The following is a 15,601-nucleotide window of genomic DNA, read 5'->3' on the forward strand; positions in this document are numbered from 1 at the left end:
GGAATCGGATGCCTACCATGCGCCTGGCTCGGAGCAAGCGGCGTGAAGGTTTGTGCTCGTGTGGAAGTGCGTCGTCACCCAGGGATCGGAACGCCAGCCGAGCGGCTTTCCTCCACCGCGTTGATAAGGGCGGTGATGGGGTAGGGTTTGGAGAAGAAGGGCGCCCAACGGTGGTCAGCCGGGAGCTCTGAAGGATTGGAGGCGGAGGCAAAGACGTAGGGCACTCTTGCTGTGCGCAGTTCGTCTGCCACCTCCTTTGCATTCCCTCCAAAAATCCCCCAGTCGAGCACTGCGGCAGCCAGGGCGCCTCGGCCGATGCGGTCCTTTGCATCCGCTACGGTTCGCACGAGGTGAACGTCGTAACCGGCCATAACGAGCACTTCTTTGAGAAGAGGGGCCAACTCTCGATCATCCTCCAGAACCAGGAGGTTGCCATGGACGGCGGGGTAGGCGTGTATAGAAGACATGGGAGGAAACGTGGAAGGATTTCCTTCACCTTAGGCCTGCCGCCGTGATCGCTGGCTCAAGGGGATTCCCAGTGCATACTTGCCGTTTGCAAGGGGAGCGTTTCCTACCTTTGGCGCTCCCTTCACGCAGGGTCTAAGGTCATCTCAGCAAAATCCAGCCATGGACATCTCTAGAAGCAGTGCTGCTGGCATCACCATTACTCTTTTCCAGGCGCAAGGCAGCTCCTCGCTGACCATTGCAGACTTGTTGAGCAATGTCCCCGACGACGACGAGTTGCTCTCGGTAGATCTCGGTGGGGCCACTGACGCGGACGTGGAACGCGTCTGGCAGGCCATGTCCCTAGGGCGGGGGTCGTTGCCGGCCGGCCCTGTCGCGACAAACCCTCGGCTGGAGAAGTTCGCGAACCATTTCATGGCGCGCGTGGTCGCGGTGCTCCCCGGCCAAAACCTGAGCTTTAAAGGCGCGGTCCTCACCATTGTGGCCGGGGCAAACTTCGTCGTAACGCACCACGTCGACGACATCGACTTCTTGGCCGACATGCGGGTCCGGGAGCCGGAAACGGTCTGCGATATCGGTTGCCTGGGCGAGGCAAGTTTCGTGGCCGCATTGCTGGACTGGCACCTGTCCACGTATTTTTCGGCGGTGGCCCTTTTTGAGGTCGAGATTGAACGACTTGAGAGCCGCATCCTCTCCGATAAGCCCCCAGGCCGCTCCGCCCTCCCTGAGCTCTGTGCCTTGAGGGGCGCGGCCTCTCGGCTGCGTCGCATGCTCGCGCCCCACCGCGTCGTGTTTGATGGGCTTTCTCGGCCCGACTTCGTTCCAGACGGGGCGGAAGAAGTGGCCCGCCACCTGCGCGACCTGGACGACCGCTACGAGCGGGCCTTGGACGTGGTGGAGAACGCCCGAGAGCTCGTCGTGGGGAGCTTCCAGCTGTTCAGCACCCAGACGGAGCTTCAGACCAACGAGCGCATGAAGCTACTCACATTCGTTACGGTGGTCACTGGCCTGTTGGCGGTCATCGCAGGTGCGCTGGGCATGAACTTCGAGGCAGACTTCTTCGGCCTGAAGACAACGGGGTTTTGGACCGCCGTCGGAGTCATGGTCGGATTGGGGGTGACGTCCGTCCTGGTCGGCCGCAGGCGAGGGTGGCTTTAGCTGCATGTGCCGCCGACGGCCCAGGCACGTGCGAAGAGACACCAAACGGTTCAGGAAAGGACTCAGGTGCACGCTTGGCCTATGCGAAGAAGAGACCGGCTTCTTCGCCTACGTTTATCGCTCGACGGCCGCAGAGTGCTTGCCGCTGCTACTCTGGGGCCATCGGTGTCCGTAACCACACAGAGGGCGCGCCATGCCTTTGCTCGCCATTGCCTATTGCAGCCAGGTCAGCCCCGGTGTGAGCCTTCTCCAGATCGACGAGCTGGCCGAGAAAGCCTCTGCTCACAACCTCAACACAGGCGTGACCGGGGTGCTGCTTACCGATGGAAAGCGGTTCTTGCAATACATTGAAGGGCCTGAACAAGGGGTTGCCGCGGCTTATCTGAGGATTACGAGTGCCAGCAGCCATCTGAGGCTGGTGGAGCTTGGCCGCAGCGTTGGAGCGGCAAGGCGCTTTCCCCATTGGTCCATGCGTTGGCTGGCTGTTGAACCCGAAGACCTGCGCATCGCAGAGGTCAGCGATTGGCGCGGCTTGGCAACCCGGCAAGAGGTGTCGATGTTTCAGGTTCCGACGGGCATAGAGTGTGTCACTGCACTCATCAATCCTTACATTGGATGCGAGCGGCCTCCCGGCTGTATATGCGGCGACTGCAGATGGTGATTGCAAGGTCCTTTGCAGTGCTCTCAAAAGGCCGTCGAAACATTTGTCAACTGCAGTGGGGCGATCCTTCTGCGGCCACTGCGGCGCTTCGGATGTTTAAGACCTGGATCCACCCGTTGGGCTGGGCTTTGCAAACGAACCTCCCAGCCATCCGGAATGTCATTTTTAGGCGTTAGTGCTACCTGAGTGAGAAGATTGCCCTTCGCTGCATCGCGAGCAGGGCAAAGCAGGCGAGCAAGGCCCCCAATGGAAGCCAAAGCCAGAGCGCCCCCAACTTGGTCGGGCCGGGCGCATTGCCAGCCCGCACACCCACCCAATCCAGTCCGAAGCCGGTAAGGAGCACGCTGATTGACGCACCCATCTTCTCTGCCGAGAACAAGACGCCTAGGTAAAGCCCCAAGCTTTCGCCTGCCGCTTGGGAGCGCGTGGCAGTCTCGGTGGCCAACGTAAGAATGAGCACGGTCAGGAGCCCTGCGCCAAGCCCAAAGAGCCCGGCGCCGATCGCCATGGATATGTCGCGCCTGGGCCCACCTGCCAGCACCACAATGCCGGCCAATGCAATGACAAGTGAAAACAGCAACGCGTTACCCGGCCCCGCCTTCTTCAGCAGCCACGGGGCAACCAATACGCCTGCAAGCAGCACGAAGAAAACCGGCAGCATCAAGGCAGGCAGCTCGGCGGGGGTGCGCTGGAGCAGGTATTGGTTCACGTATGGCATCAGCGCGACCAAGGACCCGCTGCCAATGCCGATGAGGACGAGCATCGCGGCCACCACATAGAAGGCACGGTTCTGCAACGTAGCTCGGAGCGCTGGGATTAGTCGCTTGGTTTTCGCCGCGACATCCCCTGTCCCTTCGCGCATCGGTGTCCCTCGGCACGTCAGCCAAGACAGCAGCAAAAAGAGCATCGAGGCAACAGCCAGGACGGCTCCCATCCCCAAATACCCGGGCTGAGCGTTACCAAACCGGGAAACAAGTGCTGGGGCGACGCCCGCGACCACCAGCCCTGCCGTCGTCGCGCCAAACGACCTAGCAGAAATGAGTGTGCCGCGCGCGCCAAGCGTCGGGGCTATGTCGCCAGCTAAAGCCGTATGAGCCACAGCAAAAACGGTCGTGAGGAGGGATTGAGTGGTCAGCAGTATGGCAAAAACCACTGCCCGCGCAGCAAGGGGTAGGGCGTGCAACGGGATAAACAGCAACACCAGCAGCAGTGGGAGGACCACGGCGCTGAACAAGAGCACGCTTGCGCGCCCGCGGTTGGCCGAGGCAAAGGCGTCTGTCTTACGCCCCAGCCACGGGTCCAATAATAAGTCGCTGATTTTTGGCACTGCTAGGACCACCCCAGCCCAGACTGGAGGCAGTCCGGCGACTTCTGTGAGGTAGTAAAGGAGCAGGAGCGGCACCAACGCAAATCCCAGCAGTGCCCCGAAAGCACCGGCGCCATAGCCTACGAGCAGGGTGCTGCCCAGACGGTGGGTCTGACGGTCATTCATCGCCTGATCCTGGAAGAATGCGAATATCCCTACTGCGCATGGTGGTGAACCGGAGCTCAACATTGCCATCTTCCAACGTTACCCGACGCAGCACCCCGTCCATTGGCACCTCTATGGCATCGCTCTTCACGAGGAACGCATCCTTCGTAAGGGGGCTTAGTCGATACCGGGCACGGCCGTATAGTCCTTTGATGAGCATGCGAGCTGAGCAGTCCCTTTCGTCGACGTCAAGATCGATGCGCGACGCCAGATCGGGGCTGTGCCAGGTCCCCTGAAGCGTCGCAAGATCCGCGCAGTTGCCCTGCAACGGCAGCTGCAAGCGGTCGAACTGATGTTGGTAGCCCTGCTCCCGGACGTCGAGCCCGGTCACGTAGCCTCTTGCGTCCAGGCGCGGACGCAGCTGCAGCGCAATGATGCTGAGAAGATTGACTGCAAGCGCGCCGTCGCCGGCATCGACTAACGGCAAAGGCATGCCGAACCAGGTCAACACCGGCTTGCCGTCTTCCACCAACAATTCGATATGTTCCCCAATGGCGGCGCAATAATAGTGACCGACCAGGGAAGATCCTGATTGAACCTTTGCAGGAAGAGCTTGGGGGGACAAGACATCCTGCAATACAGCTTCTACGACCCGCAATGCCAAGTCTGACGCGGAGATGTCGTTGCGGTTGCTCATGATCACAACATCTAATTGGTGTTCTGAGACCGTCAACATCTGGCAGCTTCCCCCGATTACCCCGCCTGCGTGATGGAGCAACTCCACGCCGCGCCATCGTTCACGAATCAAGCCCAGACCGTAGGCGCTCTCGAAACCATTGTTCAGCCGGGTCGGTGCCGTCAACTGATGGGTGAGGGCGCAATCCCAAAGGGTGGGGCGCTGTAGGTGAGCGAGCCATCGCTGCATGTCGTCGATGGTGGAGACTATTCCGCCCTCCCCGAGAAGGGGGGTAGGGAACACCCCACGGGTGAAGCCATCGCCGGTGGGACGACGCAAATGGTTTGTGGCCACGCCATAAAGCAGATCTGAATCGCTGACCCAAAGCGCGGTGTCGTTCAGCTGAAGGGGACGGAAGAGGCGTTCCTCGAACAACTCTCCCAACGGAGCGCCGAGCATGCGCTCCAAGGCGACAGAGAGTAAGCGGTATCCGCCATTGTTGTAGATGAAACGATCGCCTGGACTAAAGTTGTCATCCTGCTGGATGCACTGGTAGCGCAGTGCAGCGTCCATTGGAAGGGCCGACATTGCATTCGACATCAGGGCCAGGTCCAAATAGTCGCGACTTCCCCCAGTGTGGTTCATCAGCTGCCTGAGCGTGCGGACCCCTTGGGCCGAGGGCAGCTCCGGAATCCACCTCCCTACCGGGTCATCGATGCTGCATACGCCATCTTGCTCAGCGAGCAATGCAAGAGCGCACGCGAAGTGCTTGGTCGTCGAGCCGATGCGCATGCGGGTGGCGGGCTGATTGACCAAGCGTGATTCAAGACTCGAAAGGCCAAACCCGCGGCGGATCAAAGGGAGGCCACCATGGAGAACGCTGATGACAAACCCTGGGGCATCCCCCACGTTGTATGGGTCCAGTATCGCGTGGACTCTTGAAGCAGCGCTTGATGTCATCGTTCTTCTCCAGAGATTAATGAGTGTTCGTTCGCTTTTCGAGGTAACATTCGGCCACTTGTCCAAGTCCCCACAGACGATGCCGAAGCGAGACGAATCCCACATGGCGGCCCGGCGCGCTCAGATCCTTGATGCGGCGCGTGTGGCGATAGATCGGGAGGGCTTGGAGTTCTTGTCCATGGCCCGCATCAGCAGTGCTGCCGGATTGAGTATCGGCGCGCTGTATACGCACTTTGAGTCGAGGCAGGCACTGCTCGCCGAGTTAATCAAAAGTGACCCTCAAAGCCGTCCCTTGTTCCGAGGATGCAAGACAGCACCAGAGACACTGCAACGATTCGCCGAAATGCTTTCGGAGCTTGCGCTTCGGGACGAGACCAACATACGCTTGCGGGTCACTCTCGAGCTGGCCGCCTTGGCCCGGCGCAGCCCGGAAGTTCGAGGGGCAGTCGACCAGGGATATCAGGGACAGCGATCGGCCGTCATGCAGCAGATGTCGATGCTCGCCCACGACGGCTTGGCCCCAGAGCGAGTCGCCGTGATCGGGGAATGCCTTTTTGCTTTGTTGCTCTCTGCACAATTTCAGATGATGACCGGCGTAGTCGCTGACAATGACGCAATGCTTCTTGCGGCTAGAAATCTGCTTGAGGAGATCCATGGCGGTCCCTTTACCCATCCGACAAAGCGCCGGCATCGATGAGGGAGTCGTGGCGAAATTGGATAAAGCCACCATCGTAGCTCGCCGAGGGACTGGTGTCGGACCCGAGAAGGAGGGGCGCATCGAGGTCCACCAGATCCGCGAACTGGCCGGCGATGAAGGCGGGACGCATGGCCATGGAACTGCCAATCATTGAGCCAACCATGACACGCAAGCCGCTCATCCGCGCGGCGTGGATCAGCACGAGTGCCTCGTTGAGCCCTCCGCACTTGCCGATGCCGGCATTCTGGTCACCGAAAACCACCTTAGAGCACTCATTGCCGCCCTCTGCTTGGTGGGCTCCACATCGTCACGACACGGCAATCACCGACCCGGGACGCAGCGACGGGTATCTCTAGGTGCACCGATCACGTTAAGAGGAGCCGCCAATGCGCGCGTTGACCTACCACGGCAGCAAAGATGTCCGGGTGGACACCGTCCCGGATCCCACCTTGGCGGCGCCCGATGACCTGATCCTGCGCGTCACCGCGACCGCTATCTGCGGCTCGGACCTTCACCTATACCGCGGAAAGATTCCCGACCTTCACACCGGCGACGTTCTAGGCCATGAGTTCATGGGGGTCGTGGAGGAGGTAGGAAGCGGCGTGACCGACTTGAGGCCTGGCGACCGCGTGGTGGTGCCCTTCGTCATCGCTTGCGGCGAATGTTTCCACTGCAAGTTGGCTGAACACGCGGCCTGTGAGACCACCAATACCGGGAAGGGCGCGGCGGTGAACCAGAAGGGCATCCGCCCGCCCGCCGCTCTGTTCGGCTATAGCCATCTATACGGCGGGGTGTCCGGCGGCCAAGCTGAATACGTCAGGGTTCCGAAGGCAAACGTGGGCCCGCTGCGCGTGCCGGATGCGCTGCCCGACGAGCAGGTGCTGTTCCTGTCGGACATCCTGCCTACCGGCTACCAGGCCGCGATCAATGCGGGCGTCAAACCGGGGTCTACTGTGGCCATTTTCGGCGCCGGCCCGGTCGGACTGATGGCTGCCGCGTGCTGCCGTTTGCTGGGGGCCGAGACCATCTTTATGGTCGATCACCTGGCCTACCGGCTGGCCTTCGCCGCGCAGACTTACGGCGTAACCCCAGTGGATTTCAGTCAGATCGAAGACCCGGCTGAATACATCATCACGCAGACCAACGGGCGCGGCGTTGATGCCTCCATCGAAGCAGTCGGCTTCGAAGCCGAAGGAAGCGCACTCGAATCAGCACTGACCACGCTGAAGGTGGAAGGCAGCAGCGGGGTGGCGATCCGCCAGTGCATCGCGGCCACCCGCCGCTGCGGCACGGTGAGCATTCCTGGCGTCTACGCCGGTTACCTGCATGGCTTCCTGCTTGGCGATGCGTTCGACAAGGGCCTGACCTTCAAGATGGGCCAGACCCACGTGCAGGGCCTGATGCCCGAGTTGCTCGACTACATCGGGGAAGGCGCGCTCAACCCGGGCGTGATTATTACTCACCGCCTTCCCCTGGAAGAAGCCGTCCGCGGCTACGAACTCTTCGACCGTAAGGAGGAGGACTGCCGCAAGGTGATCCTTATCCCCTGACAAATGAACCGTCATCTTTGCCGCGGCCCTGCGCACGCTCTGACCGGCCCAGACGTCGATCTGCCACTGATTGGCTTGAGCCCCAAACCGAGCAGAGTGGCCCACCCTGAGGGCATGTGGTGATCGCGGTTATCGTGCCGGCGCACAACGAAGCCGATGACATTGGTCGCTGCCTTGAGGCGGTCAACGAAGCTGCAGTGCATCCAGGTTTGGAGGGCGAGCCGGTAGTAACCGTGGTCGCGCTGGATGCCTGCACCGACGGCACAGGCGGCGTGTGCGCTCTCCACGGTGCAGCGGCAGTCGCGCTCGATGCGCGCTGCGTAGGTGTCGCGCGTGCGGCGGCGGCCCGTCATGCGCTTGATTTGGGCGCACGTTGGATTGCCAGCACCGACGCCGACACGGTCGTGCCTGCGGACTGGCTGTGGAAGCAGGTAGCATGCGGCGCTGACGCGTTCTGCGGGGTGGTGGACGTGGCCGAATGGCGCGACTATCCCCCCGCTGTGCGTGAAGCCTTTGCCGGCCGCGAGCTGTCGTGCGATGGGCACCGTCATATCCACGGCGCCAACTTGGGCCTCAGTGCCGCAGCTTATGAGAAAGTCGGCGGCTTCCCGCCGTTGGCAACGGGTGAGGATGTAGCACTGGTGCGGGCCCTTGAGTGTTCGCGAGCAAGCATCGCTTGGCGTGCGCGGCCGGTGGTATTCACCAGCGCCCGACGCTCATCAAGGGCACCACAGGGTTTCAGTAGTTTTTTACAGGCCTTGGAGCGCGAGGTTTTGGGAACCCCTGCTGCGCTGCCACCAGCGCAGGCACTTGTGCGATGACCGCGATGCCGGCAGACCTACTCGGATGGGCCGCCACGGCCGTGCTCATTGCCACGTTGTCTCGACAGATCTACAAGCAACACCGGGCAGGGTCGGTGGAAGCGGTGTCCACATGGCTCTTCGTCGGGCAAATGACCGCATCGGTGTTGTTCATCGCTTACAGCGCCCTGATGGGATCGACGGTCTTTGTGGTCACCAATAGCCTGATCCTCGTTACCGCTGTGGTCGGCCAAATCCTTGCTCTCCGTAGGCGACACCGACGCTGATCGGCGGAAATTTGATGGGCGCCTGACGATGGCTACGAGAGCTGTTCGTGGATAGCGGTGATCAGCTGCTTGAAGCGGTAAGGTTTTGGCAAAAAGCGCACGGCCGCAGGAATGGGCGCGAGTTGGGAGCGTTGCAGGCCTGAAACAACTAACACGCGCGCGTGGGGCTGTGTCTGAGCGACCTCCGCAGCGACCTCGAAGCCGGATATGCCGCCTGGCATGCTCACGTCGGTGACAACCACGGCATATCGTGTGTCACCCCTAAGATAAGCGATCGCTTCCACGCCATCTGATGCAGGGGTGACCACGAATCCTTGATCGGCCAACGCTTCAACCACCACGGTGCGCAGATCTTCTTCGTCTTCAACAAACAAAACGTTGATGGGCATTTCAAGGCTCATAGATTGGAAAGCAGAGCGTGATGCGGGTGCCTTCGCCCGGAACGCTGCTTAGTTGGGGAAATCCCCCGGATTGCGTAGTAAAACCAAAGACCTGACTCAGACCAAGACCGCTGCCCCGTCCTACCGGTTTGGTCGTAAAGAAGGGCTCGAAAACCCGTGCCTGCTTGTCAGGTGGGATGCCCTCGCCATCGTCCTCGACCGTCAGGCAGACGTGGGGCTCGGGCGCATGGTTTGTCGATGCAGGGTCTTGGGTATCCTGCGCGCGCGCTGTGATGGTGATGGTGCCGCCGCTGGGCATGGCGTCGCGGCTGTTGCACACCAAGTTGAGCACTGCCGCTTCCAGCTGAGCCCTGTCGACGAACACCAGCGGAAGATCGTCATCGAGATTGAAAACCACGTTGACTGTGTCACCCGCAGACCGTTGCAGGAGCTCTTTCGACTCGCGCAGGGCGGCGGTGACATCCAACGATTCGGGGGACAGCTTCTGTCCTCGGCCAAACGTCAGCAGTTGTCTGGAAAGGAGGGCGCCCCGTTCGGCCGCGCGAAGGGCCGTCTCGATCAGCTTGGCAGCGGGCCCGTCCTTCACGCGGACGCTGATGAGGTCGAGGCAGTTGACGATGATCGTCAGAAGGTTGTTGAAGTCATGGGCAAGACCGAGAGTCAACTTGCCAATCGCTTCCATCTTCTGCGCCTGTAGAAGGCTGTGTTGAACCTGCTGCAACCGTTCTTGAGCGTCGTGGCGCTCGGTGATGTCTCGGGTCACTTTGGCGTATCCAACCAACACGCCATCAACCCAGATGGGATCAATCACGACGCTCGCCAAGAACCGCGAGCCGTCTTGCCGAACCCGCCATCGGTCCTCAATACAACGGCCTTCGGTAGCGGCCGTTCGCAGGTTGCGTTGCGGCACGCCGGCAGCCGCATCCTCCGGCAAGTAGAAGCGAGAAAAATTGGTTCCAACGACATCTTCGGCCGTGTAGCCCTTGATCCGCTGACCACCAGGGTTCCAAGTTCGGATCACGCCATGCTCGTCCAGCATATAAATCGCATAGTCAGTGACGGAGTTGACTAAGAGAGCGAACTGCCTGGATTCGTCATTCAAGACATCTTTGGGGTGCTGCAACTCTGTCACGTCCATCCTCCCCGGGATCGCGTGACCCTAAAGGATGGCTTGTAAAGAAACCGTAAAAAGGTGTCTCGGTGCGCAGTTTGACTTGACCTTTACACAACCCTGCGGGTAGTCGTTCACACTGTCCTTGCATGGATAAACGACGGGCGTGGGAGGGTGAGGGCATGCCAGATGGGACTAAATCGGTGAGTGTGTTCCTGGTCGAGGACGAACCCAGCTTGATGTATGTGCTGGAAGAGTCGCTCAAGAGCTTGGGCTATGCGGTGGGGGAGAAGGCGGAGTATCTGCCTGAAGCGTTGGAGCGAGCGCAAAGCGAAGCCTTTGACGTGGCGATGTTGGATGTCAACCTGCACGGCCAAGAGTCCTTCCCCGTCGCAGATGTGCTGATGGAGCGCGGGATCCCGTTTGTGTTCACCACGGGCTTTGGGGCTAGGACCCTTCCCGAGCGTTTCCAACGAACCCCGGTCATGGAGAAGCCATTCCGACTCAAGGACATTCGGCGCGCCATCTCTGAGCTCCACCCGGCGGCGTCTGTCTGACCGGCGTTGAGGGTCGGATTCGCCCGGCCGTCACTTCTACATCGCGTTTCGTCGATGCTTGTCTGGATAGGGTGCGGTTTCCCCTGATCCAAACGAGGAGTTGCACCATGGCTGAAACCAAAGAAAACCTGCTCGATTGGCTCCGCGATGCTCATGCGATGGAGCAGCAGGCGGAGACCATGCTGAAGGGCCAGGCGTCCCGCATCGAGCACTATCCCGTCTTGAAAGCGCGAATCGAAGAGCACATCCAAGAAACGATCGGCCAGCGAGAGCTGCTGGAAGGGTGCATCAAGCGCCTGGGCGGTTCTCCTTCCACCATCAAAGACGTGATGGGCAAGATGGCCGCCTTCGGTCAAGCGCTGGGCGGGATGACCGCCTCGGATGAGATCGTGAAAGGCGCGATGGCCGGCTACGTGTTCGAGCACTTCGAAATCGCGTCTTACACCGCGCTGATCGCGGCCGCCAAGACCGCCGGCGACCCGGAGACGGCCCGCGTATGCGAGGAGATCTTGGGCCAGGAAGAAGCAATGGCCGATTGGCTGGCCTCGCACTTGCCCGAAGTGACCGAGGAATTCCTGGTGCGCGACGCGACCCCAGGCGTCGAAGCCAAGAAGTAACGGCTGGATCGTCATCAGTGCCCTGTCGGATGCGCTACGACGCTCCGACGGGGCCTCAACTTGCCATGCGTCTCAGGGCGCGCGGTAGACAATGCAGCGTCGGAACTCAATCAGGGCGGGAAGCACCGTAAGGAGGAGCGCCGGCACGATGGCAAACAACCACAAGGCGATGGGAGCCAGGTCAAGTGCCAGGCCAGTAGCGACATGCGTATCAGGCATAGACCAGTAAACGGCGCCGATTGCGATCCAAGGGGCCAAGTCCAAGATGCTATGAACGTGCTGCTCCAAGGGGCGAATGGCTCGCGTGGGATAGGCCACGCGGGTGTCCCAATAGCCTGTGATGGCGTGCAGACACACCAGCGCCAGAAGGATCAGGAAAAGCGGTTGAGACGCTCGAAAGGAGAGCCATAGCAGCGTTGCCGCCCCCAGGATCGCGATCTGCACCAAGTGCAGCCCGGATTCTTTTAGCCCCGACGTGGTTTCGATGCTACTGGCTCTGTGAAGCCAAAAGTCGATGGCCCCTGCAGTAAGCCAAAGCAGATAGAGGCCATGCCAAATCGTCACGTCCATCGCTGAGTTGAACATTGTCGCTCCCGGAATCAGTTGCAATCACTTCTCACCGTGACTCCCGCGTAATGGGTGCAAGCTTAGCTCTACCGAAAATACTAGGGAACTACCGCTTACGACGGCGTGTTTTTTCGTCGCGCGTGCGAGCGTTCGTGTATGAATGGCGACTCGACTAGAGCTGCCCAGCGGCTTGACGTCCCCTTGACGTCTTGGTGACACGCCGTGCTCTCTCTGAAGCGGATATTTGTCTCCAACCTTATTAGGAGAATCGTATGAGCGCTTATCCACAGTTTCTGGCTGCGACGCCGCGAGTGACCCGAATGGAAATGGCGGATCTTTACGCGGGCGATGCCACCACCGTGGTCCAGCTGGACGCGACCCCCTGCGATACGTGGATTCAGAACCTGCAAGGGCTGGTGAGCCGGTCCCCAGAGCTTGCCGGAACACGCGTGGAAGTGGACGGTTCATGGGTCCACTTTATCGGCGTGCGGAAAACGCGAAGCCCCGTCGCAGCTCACCTATTGGAAGTGATTGCTGCTGCAGGCGAGATGGCCTACGGACCTGTCGCTGTTCGGCCAACAGCGTTCAGCGCGACCCCATCTCCCGCTATGCAGTGACCTGAAGCCGGCAGTTGCTTGGGCCCAAACCATTTAGGACGAACGGAGGAGATCACCATGACCGACGACAAAAAGAACACTGGCAGCCCGGACCGCGACCGCATCAACGTCAACGAAGATTACGAGCTCCAGTATTGGACCAAGGCGCTGGGTGTCAGCGCCGAGGAACTGCGGGCGGCGGTGAAGGCCGTAGGTCCGACGGCGGTCGCGGTGCGAAAGCACTTGCACAAGTAACCGGGGAAGGGCATGTCGCTTACGGAATACCGCCGCAAGCGGAGCTTTGACAAAACGAAGGAGCCGGAGCCCGGCAAGGCGTTGCCGCAGGGGAAACGGGCGATTTTCGTGGTCCAGCTACACCACGCCAGCCGCCGGCATTACGACTTCAGGCTCCAGGTCGGGGACGCGCTGAAGAGCTGGGCCGTTCCCAAAGGGCCCAGCTACGATCCGACGGTCAAACGGATGGCCGTAGAGGTGGAAGACCATCCCGTGGACTATGCCGGCTTCGAAGGCGACATCCCCAAAGGGCAATACGGCGGCGGGCACGTCGCCCAGTTTGACCACGGTGTGTGGGCGACGACGGGCGACCCGGAAGCCCAGCTCGCCAAGGGGCATCTTCGGTTCGAGTTGTTTGGCACGAAGCTGAAGGGTGGATGGCACCTGGTCCGGTCGGGTAAGCCCGCCAAGCAGCCGCAATGGTTACTATTCAAAGACGACGATGCCTTCGCAAGCGACGTGGAGGCGGACGATTTGCTTGGCGATGTGACCGCACCGCCCGCCGAAGATCTGAAGCGCGCGGGCGCGGGGAAGGCCGATAAGAAGAAGCTCACCGCCGTCGCGTTGCCGAAGAAAGGACGGCGCAGGGACTGGGCGAAGAAAGCCTCGGCGCTGACCAAAGCCAAGAAAGCCAAAGCGCCCGAAGGCCCGTTCGAGCCGCAGCTGGCCAAGCTGGGAGACGTGCCCCCCAAGGGAGACCAGTGGATTCATGAGATCAAGTGGGACGGTTACCGCATTCTGGCCACGATCGCTGAGGGCCAAGTGCAGCTATGGTCCCGCAATGCGCTGGAGTGGACGTCGAAGATCCCCGAAATCCGGGACGCTGTGGCCGCCTTGGGGCTGAAATCAGGCGCATTGGACGGCGAACTCATCGCCGGCAGTGGCACCAAGGAGGACTTCAACCTCCTCCAGGCCACGTTATCCGGGGAGCGCCAAGGCACGTTGGCTTACGCCCTGTTCGATTTGCTCCACATCGACGGAATCGACATCGCCGATGCGCCCCTGCTGGAGCGCAAGGAGCTCCTGCAAGAGCTCTTGGAAGGGAGTTTAGGGCCCTTGGCCTACAGCTCGCACATCGAGGGGGACGGGGAATCGGCCTATCAACTCGCCGGCGACCGCCACTTCGAAGGGATTATCTCCAAGCGAGCTGATCGGGCCTATCGCGGTGGCCGAAGCGAGGACTGGAAGAAGACCAAGCAGTTGGCCAGCGATGAGTTTGCGGTGGTGGGCTACACCGCCCCCAAGGGAAGCCGCGCCGGCTTTGGGTCGCTGTTGTTGGCCAAGCCGGATCCCAAACACGGGTGGCTTTACGTGGGGCGAGTGGGCTCGGGCTTCTCCGACACGCTCATCAAGGAGTTGAGCCAGTTGATCGGCCGGGCGGGTGGAAAGACGCCCACGGCCCACGTGCCCACCAAGGATACCGACCTTCGGTCAGCGACTTGGTTTGAGCCGCGCTTTGTCGTGGAAGCGTTCTACCGGGGCATTGGTGGGCAACAACTGCTGCGTCAACCCTCGCTCAAAGCGGTTCGGCGAGACAAAGACGTGGCCGACCTGGCCGACTCAGACAGGACACCTCCAGCGGACAAGGCCACGGATGCAGTCCCGTTAAAGCCGTCCCGGAAGGCGACCAAAAAACCTTCTGTGGGGAGCTCGGCCAAGTCGGTAGGTGAAGCGCGCACGCCGCCCAAACTGTCCAGTCCCACCAAGGTAATCTTTCCGGACATAAAGGCGACTAAACAGGACGTGTGGGATTACTACACGGCCGTGATGGATCATTTGCTTCCCGAGATCATCGGCCGTCCGTTGTCGATCATTCGCTGTCCCAGCGGGACAGCCAAGCCCTGTTTCTTCCAAAAGCACCACACGGCCGGCTTGGAGCTGGTGGATTCGGTTCGCCTTAAAGAGGACAGCGGCATCAACGCGCACTACCTGGTGGTTCGCGACGCGGCCAGCCTGCTGGAGCTGGTGCAGTTCAACGCGCTGGAGTTTCACCCTTGGGGTAGCCACGCAGAGGACCCGGACAGGGCTGATCGCGTGGTCTTCGACTTGGACCCGGGCCCGGATGTTCCGTTCTCCGAGGTCAAAAAGGCCGCCGTGGACATCCGGAAGCTGCTTGAGCAACTGGAACTGGAGTCGTTCTTGCGGGTGTCGGGAGGGAAAGGCTTGCACGTGGTGGTGCCCTTGAACCCCGGGTGCGATTGGGACCTGACCAAGCGGTTTGCCAAAGGGTTCGCCGAGGCCTTGTCTCAGTCGGAGCCGACCCGCTTCCTGGCGACCTCGACCAAGAGCCTTCGCAACAAGCGCATCTTTGTCGACTACCTGCGAAACGGCCGCGGCGCCACGGCTGTGGCCTCCTATTCACTGCGTGGTCGGCCCGGCGCGCCTGTGGCCGTGCCCATCGCCTGGAGCGAGCTCTCCAAGCTGACCCGTGCGGATGCTTTCACCATGAAGGAGGTGCCCGAAAAGCTGAAGCGGCGCCGAAAAGATCCGTGGGCGGACATCAACACGATTCAGCAGAACCTGGCCCGGTGGGCACAAGACGACTGATCTTGGCCCCTGCGTTGGAACCCATTTGCCGTATGCACGCTGACGGGCCGAGCGCAGGGTCACGGAGTCCTTCTGACCACGACAGAACGCGAAGTCCAAGGGCACGACCGAGTGGCAGCGGAACTTCTTCCGAGGGGCATGACCCACCAAGAGCCCGCTCACGCTCCACTCGCATAGCATTCGCAC

The 15,601-nt window shown here is 61.0% G+C and carries 17 protein-coding genes and 2 pseudogenes; 12 read left to right on the top strand and 7 right to left on the bottom strand.

From position 1 onward, the window contains the following. Nucleotides 1-74: 74 nt before the first annotated feature. Nucleotides 75-467 carry a hypothetical protein gene (locus ACOZHM_RS08810; protein WP_421568884.1) on the bottom strand — a complete coding sequence of 131 codons (393 nt, stop codon included), beginning with the start codon at nt 465-467 and terminating at the stop codon, nt 75-77. Nucleotides 468-627: 160 nt separating this feature from the next. On the opposite strand from ACOZHM_RS08810, the gene ACOZHM_RS08815 reads away from it, so the two are divergent. Together ACOZHM_RS08815 and ACOZHM_RS08820 are read left to right on the top strand one after the other, a co-directional pair. After that, nucleotides 628-1,623, top strand: a complete 996-nt coding sequence (locus ACOZHM_RS08815) for a magnesium transporter CorA family protein (protein WP_421568885.1) — start codon at nt 628-630, stop codon at nt 1,621-1,623. 193 nt (nt 1,624-1,816) lie between these two features. Further along, complete coding sequence (locus ACOZHM_RS08820) at nt 1,817-2,284, top strand: BLUF domain-containing protein (RefSeq protein ID WP_421568886.1); 468 nt, start codon at nt 1,817-1,819, stop codon at nt 2,282-2,284. Between the two features lie 178 nt (nt 2,285-2,462). Here the strand turns inward: ACOZHM_RS08820 and ACOZHM_RS08825 are convergent, their stop codons facing one another. After that, nucleotides 2,463-3,776, bottom strand: coding sequence for an MFS transporter (locus ACOZHM_RS08825; protein WP_421568887.1), 1,314 nt, complete (start codon nt 3,774-3,776; stop codon nt 2,463-2,465). Beyond that, on the bottom strand, nt 3,769-5,496 hold the full coding sequence (locus tag ACOZHM_RS08830; RefSeq protein ID WP_421568888.1) for a serine hydrolase domain-containing protein: 1,728 nt from the start codon (nt 5,494-5,496) through the stop codon (nt 3,769-3,771). Before ACOZHM_RS08830 ends, ACOZHM_RS08825 begins: the two co-directional genes overlap by 8 nt. Between ACOZHM_RS08830 and ACOZHM_RS08835 the strand changes: the two genes are divergently transcribed. After that, nucleotides 5,495-6,088 (top strand): TetR/AcrR family transcriptional regulator, encoded by a 594-nt coding sequence (locus tag ACOZHM_RS08835; protein ID WP_421568889.1) that lies wholly within the window; start codon nt 5,495-5,497, stop codon nt 6,086-6,088. The two genes, ACOZHM_RS08830 and ACOZHM_RS08835, sit on opposite strands and share 2 nt — an antisense overlap. Here the strand turns inward: ACOZHM_RS08835 and ACOZHM_RS08840 are convergent. Then, on the bottom strand, nt 6,057-6,350 hold the full coding sequence (locus ACOZHM_RS08840; RefSeq protein ID WP_421568890.1) for a hypothetical protein: 294 nt from the start codon (nt 6,348-6,350) through the stop codon (nt 6,057-6,059). The genes ACOZHM_RS08835 and ACOZHM_RS08840 overlap by 32 nt on opposite strands. A 124-nt stretch (nt 6,351-6,474) precedes the next feature. Here ACOZHM_RS08840 and ACOZHM_RS08845 point away from each other — a divergent pair, with 124 nt between their 5' ends. From ACOZHM_RS08845 to ACOZHM_RS08855, 3 genes are all read left to right on the top strand, one after another. Beyond that, nucleotides 6,475-7,638, top strand: a complete 1,164-nt coding sequence (locus tag ACOZHM_RS08845; RefSeq protein ID WP_210131552.1) for a zinc-dependent alcohol dehydrogenase — start codon at nt 6,475-6,477, stop codon at nt 7,636-7,638. Nucleotides 7,639-7,757: 119 nt separating this feature from the next. Further along, entirely contained in the window at nt 7,758-8,459 is a 702-nt protein-coding gene (locus ACOZHM_RS08850) for a glycosyltransferase (RefSeq protein ID WP_421568891.1), read from the top strand. Nucleotides 8,460-8,464: 5 nt separating this feature from the next. Then, on the top strand, nt 8,465-8,725 hold the full coding sequence (locus ACOZHM_RS08855) for a PQ-loop repeat-containing protein (protein ID WP_210132181.1): 261 nt from the start codon (nt 8,465-8,467) through the stop codon (nt 8,723-8,725). A 32-nt stretch (nt 8,726-8,757) separates the two neighbouring features. Here ACOZHM_RS08855 and ACOZHM_RS08860 read toward each other — a convergent pair whose 3' ends face one another. Both ACOZHM_RS08860 and ACOZHM_RS08865 read right to left on the bottom strand, forming a co-directional pair. After that, a complete protein-coding gene (locus ACOZHM_RS08860) occupies nt 8,758-9,114 on the bottom strand; it encodes a response regulator (protein WP_421568892.1) in 357 nt (118 codons plus the stop codon). A gap of 1 nt (nt 9,115) precedes the next feature. Next, nucleotides 9,116-10,264, bottom strand: a complete 1,149-nt coding sequence (locus tag ACOZHM_RS08865; RefSeq protein WP_421568893.1) for a two-component system sensor histidine kinase NtrB — start codon at nt 10,262-10,264, stop codon at nt 9,116-9,118. A 176-nt stretch (nt 10,265-10,440) separates the two neighbouring features. On the opposite strand from ACOZHM_RS08865, the gene ACOZHM_RS08870 reads away from it, so the two are divergent. Together ACOZHM_RS08870 and ACOZHM_RS08875 are read left to right on the top strand one after the other, a co-directional pair. Further along, nucleotides 10,441-10,794, top strand: a complete 354-nt coding sequence (locus tag ACOZHM_RS08870; RefSeq protein ID WP_210131546.1) for a response regulator — start codon at nt 10,441-10,443, stop codon at nt 10,792-10,794. Nucleotides 10,795-10,901: 107 nt separating this feature from the next. Next, nucleotides 10,902-11,411: a ferritin-like domain-containing protein gene (locus ACOZHM_RS08875; protein ID WP_217539222.1), complete on the top strand. Its 510-nt coding sequence runs from the start codon at nt 10,902-10,904 to the stop codon at nt 11,409-11,411. Between the two features lie 72 nt (nt 11,412-11,483). Here ACOZHM_RS08875 and ACOZHM_RS08880 read toward each other — a convergent pair whose 3' ends face one another. After that, nucleotides 11,484-12,020, bottom strand: coding sequence for a hypothetical protein (locus tag ACOZHM_RS08880; RefSeq protein ID WP_394161519.1), 537 nt, complete (start codon nt 12,018-12,020; stop codon nt 11,484-11,486). Nucleotides 12,021-12,250: 230 nt separating this feature from the next. On the opposite strand from ACOZHM_RS08880, the gene ACOZHM_RS08885 reads away from it, so the two are divergent. The 4 genes and pseudogenes from ACOZHM_RS08885 to ligD form a co-directional block, all read left to right on the top strand. Continuing rightward, a complete protein-coding gene (locus ACOZHM_RS08885) occupies nt 12,251-12,595 on the top strand; it encodes a hypothetical protein (protein WP_394161517.1) in 345 nt (114 codons plus the stop codon). Between the two features lie 57 nt (nt 12,596-12,652). Further along, nucleotides 12,653-12,829: a DUF3606 domain-containing protein gene (locus ACOZHM_RS08890; RefSeq protein ID WP_394161515.1), complete on the top strand. Its 177-nt coding sequence runs from the start codon at nt 12,653-12,655 to the stop codon at nt 12,827-12,829. 12 nt (nt 12,830-12,841) lie between these two features. Further along, nucleotides 12,842-13,252: pseudogene (locus tag ACOZHM_RS08895) on the top strand (DNA polymerase ligase N-terminal domain-containing protein); the annotation flags it as partial. Nucleotides 13,253-13,519: 267 nt separating this feature from the next. After that, nucleotides 13,520-15,415 (top strand): annotated as a pseudogene (gene ligD / locus ACOZHM_RS08900) (DNA ligase D); the annotation flags it as partial. Nucleotides 15,416-15,601 lie beyond the last annotated feature (186 nt).

The organism is Stenotrophomonas sp. PD6, from assembly GCF_049199305.1.
GTDB lineage: Bacteria > Pseudomonadota > Gammaproteobacteria > Xanthomonadales > Xanthomonadaceae > Stenotrophomonas.

What these genes read in the sequence shown, in the direction of transcription:
- ACOZHM_RS08810 (WP_421568884.1), bottom strand. Translation starts at nt 467, where the DNA reads ATGTCTTCTATACACGCCTACCCCGCCGTCCATGGCAACCTCCTGGTT.
- ACOZHM_RS08830 (WP_421568888.1), bottom strand. Translation starts at nt 5,496, where the DNA reads ATGTGGGATTCGTCTCGCTTCGGCATCGTCTGTGGGGACTTGGACAAG.
- ACOZHM_RS08820 (WP_421568886.1), top strand. Translation starts at nt 1,817, where the DNA reads ATGCCTTTGCTCGCCATTGCCTATTGCAGCCAGGTCAGCCCCGGTGTG.
- ACOZHM_RS08815 (WP_421568885.1), top strand. Translation starts at nt 628, where the DNA reads ATGGACATCTCTAGAAGCAGTGCTGCTGGCATCACCATTACTCTTTTC.
- ACOZHM_RS08855 (WP_210132181.1), top strand. Translation starts at nt 8,465, where the DNA reads ATGCCGGCAGACCTACTCGGATGGGCCGCCACGGCCGTGCTCATTGCC.
- ACOZHM_RS08865 (WP_421568893.1), bottom strand. Translation starts at nt 10,264, where the DNA reads ATGGACGTGACAGAGTTGCAGCACCCCAAAGATGTCTTGAATGACGAA.
- ACOZHM_RS08825 (WP_421568887.1), bottom strand. Translation starts at nt 3,776, where the DNA reads ATGAATGACCGTCAGACCCACCGTCTGGGCAGCACCCTGCTCGTAGGC.
- ACOZHM_RS08885 (WP_394161517.1), top strand. Translation starts at nt 12,251, where the DNA reads ATGAGCGCTTATCCACAGTTTCTGGCTGCGACGCCGCGAGTGACCCGA.
- ACOZHM_RS08875 (WP_217539222.1), top strand. Translation starts at nt 10,902, where the DNA reads ATGGCTGAAACCAAAGAAAACCTGCTCGATTGGCTCCGCGATGCTCAT.
- ACOZHM_RS08860 (WP_421568892.1), bottom strand. Translation starts at nt 9,114, where the DNA reads ATGCCCATCAACGTTTTGTTTGTTGAAGACGAAGAAGATCTGCGCACC.
- ACOZHM_RS08890 (WP_394161515.1), top strand. Translation starts at nt 12,653, where the DNA reads ATGACCGACGACAAAAAGAACACTGGCAGCCCGGACCGCGACCGCATC.
- ACOZHM_RS08845 (WP_210131552.1), top strand. Translation starts at nt 6,475, where the DNA reads ATGCGCGCGTTGACCTACCACGGCAGCAAAGATGTCCGGGTGGACACC.
- ACOZHM_RS08835 (WP_421568889.1), top strand. Translation starts at nt 5,495, where the DNA reads ATGGCGGCCCGGCGCGCTCAGATCCTTGATGCGGCGCGTGTGGCGATA.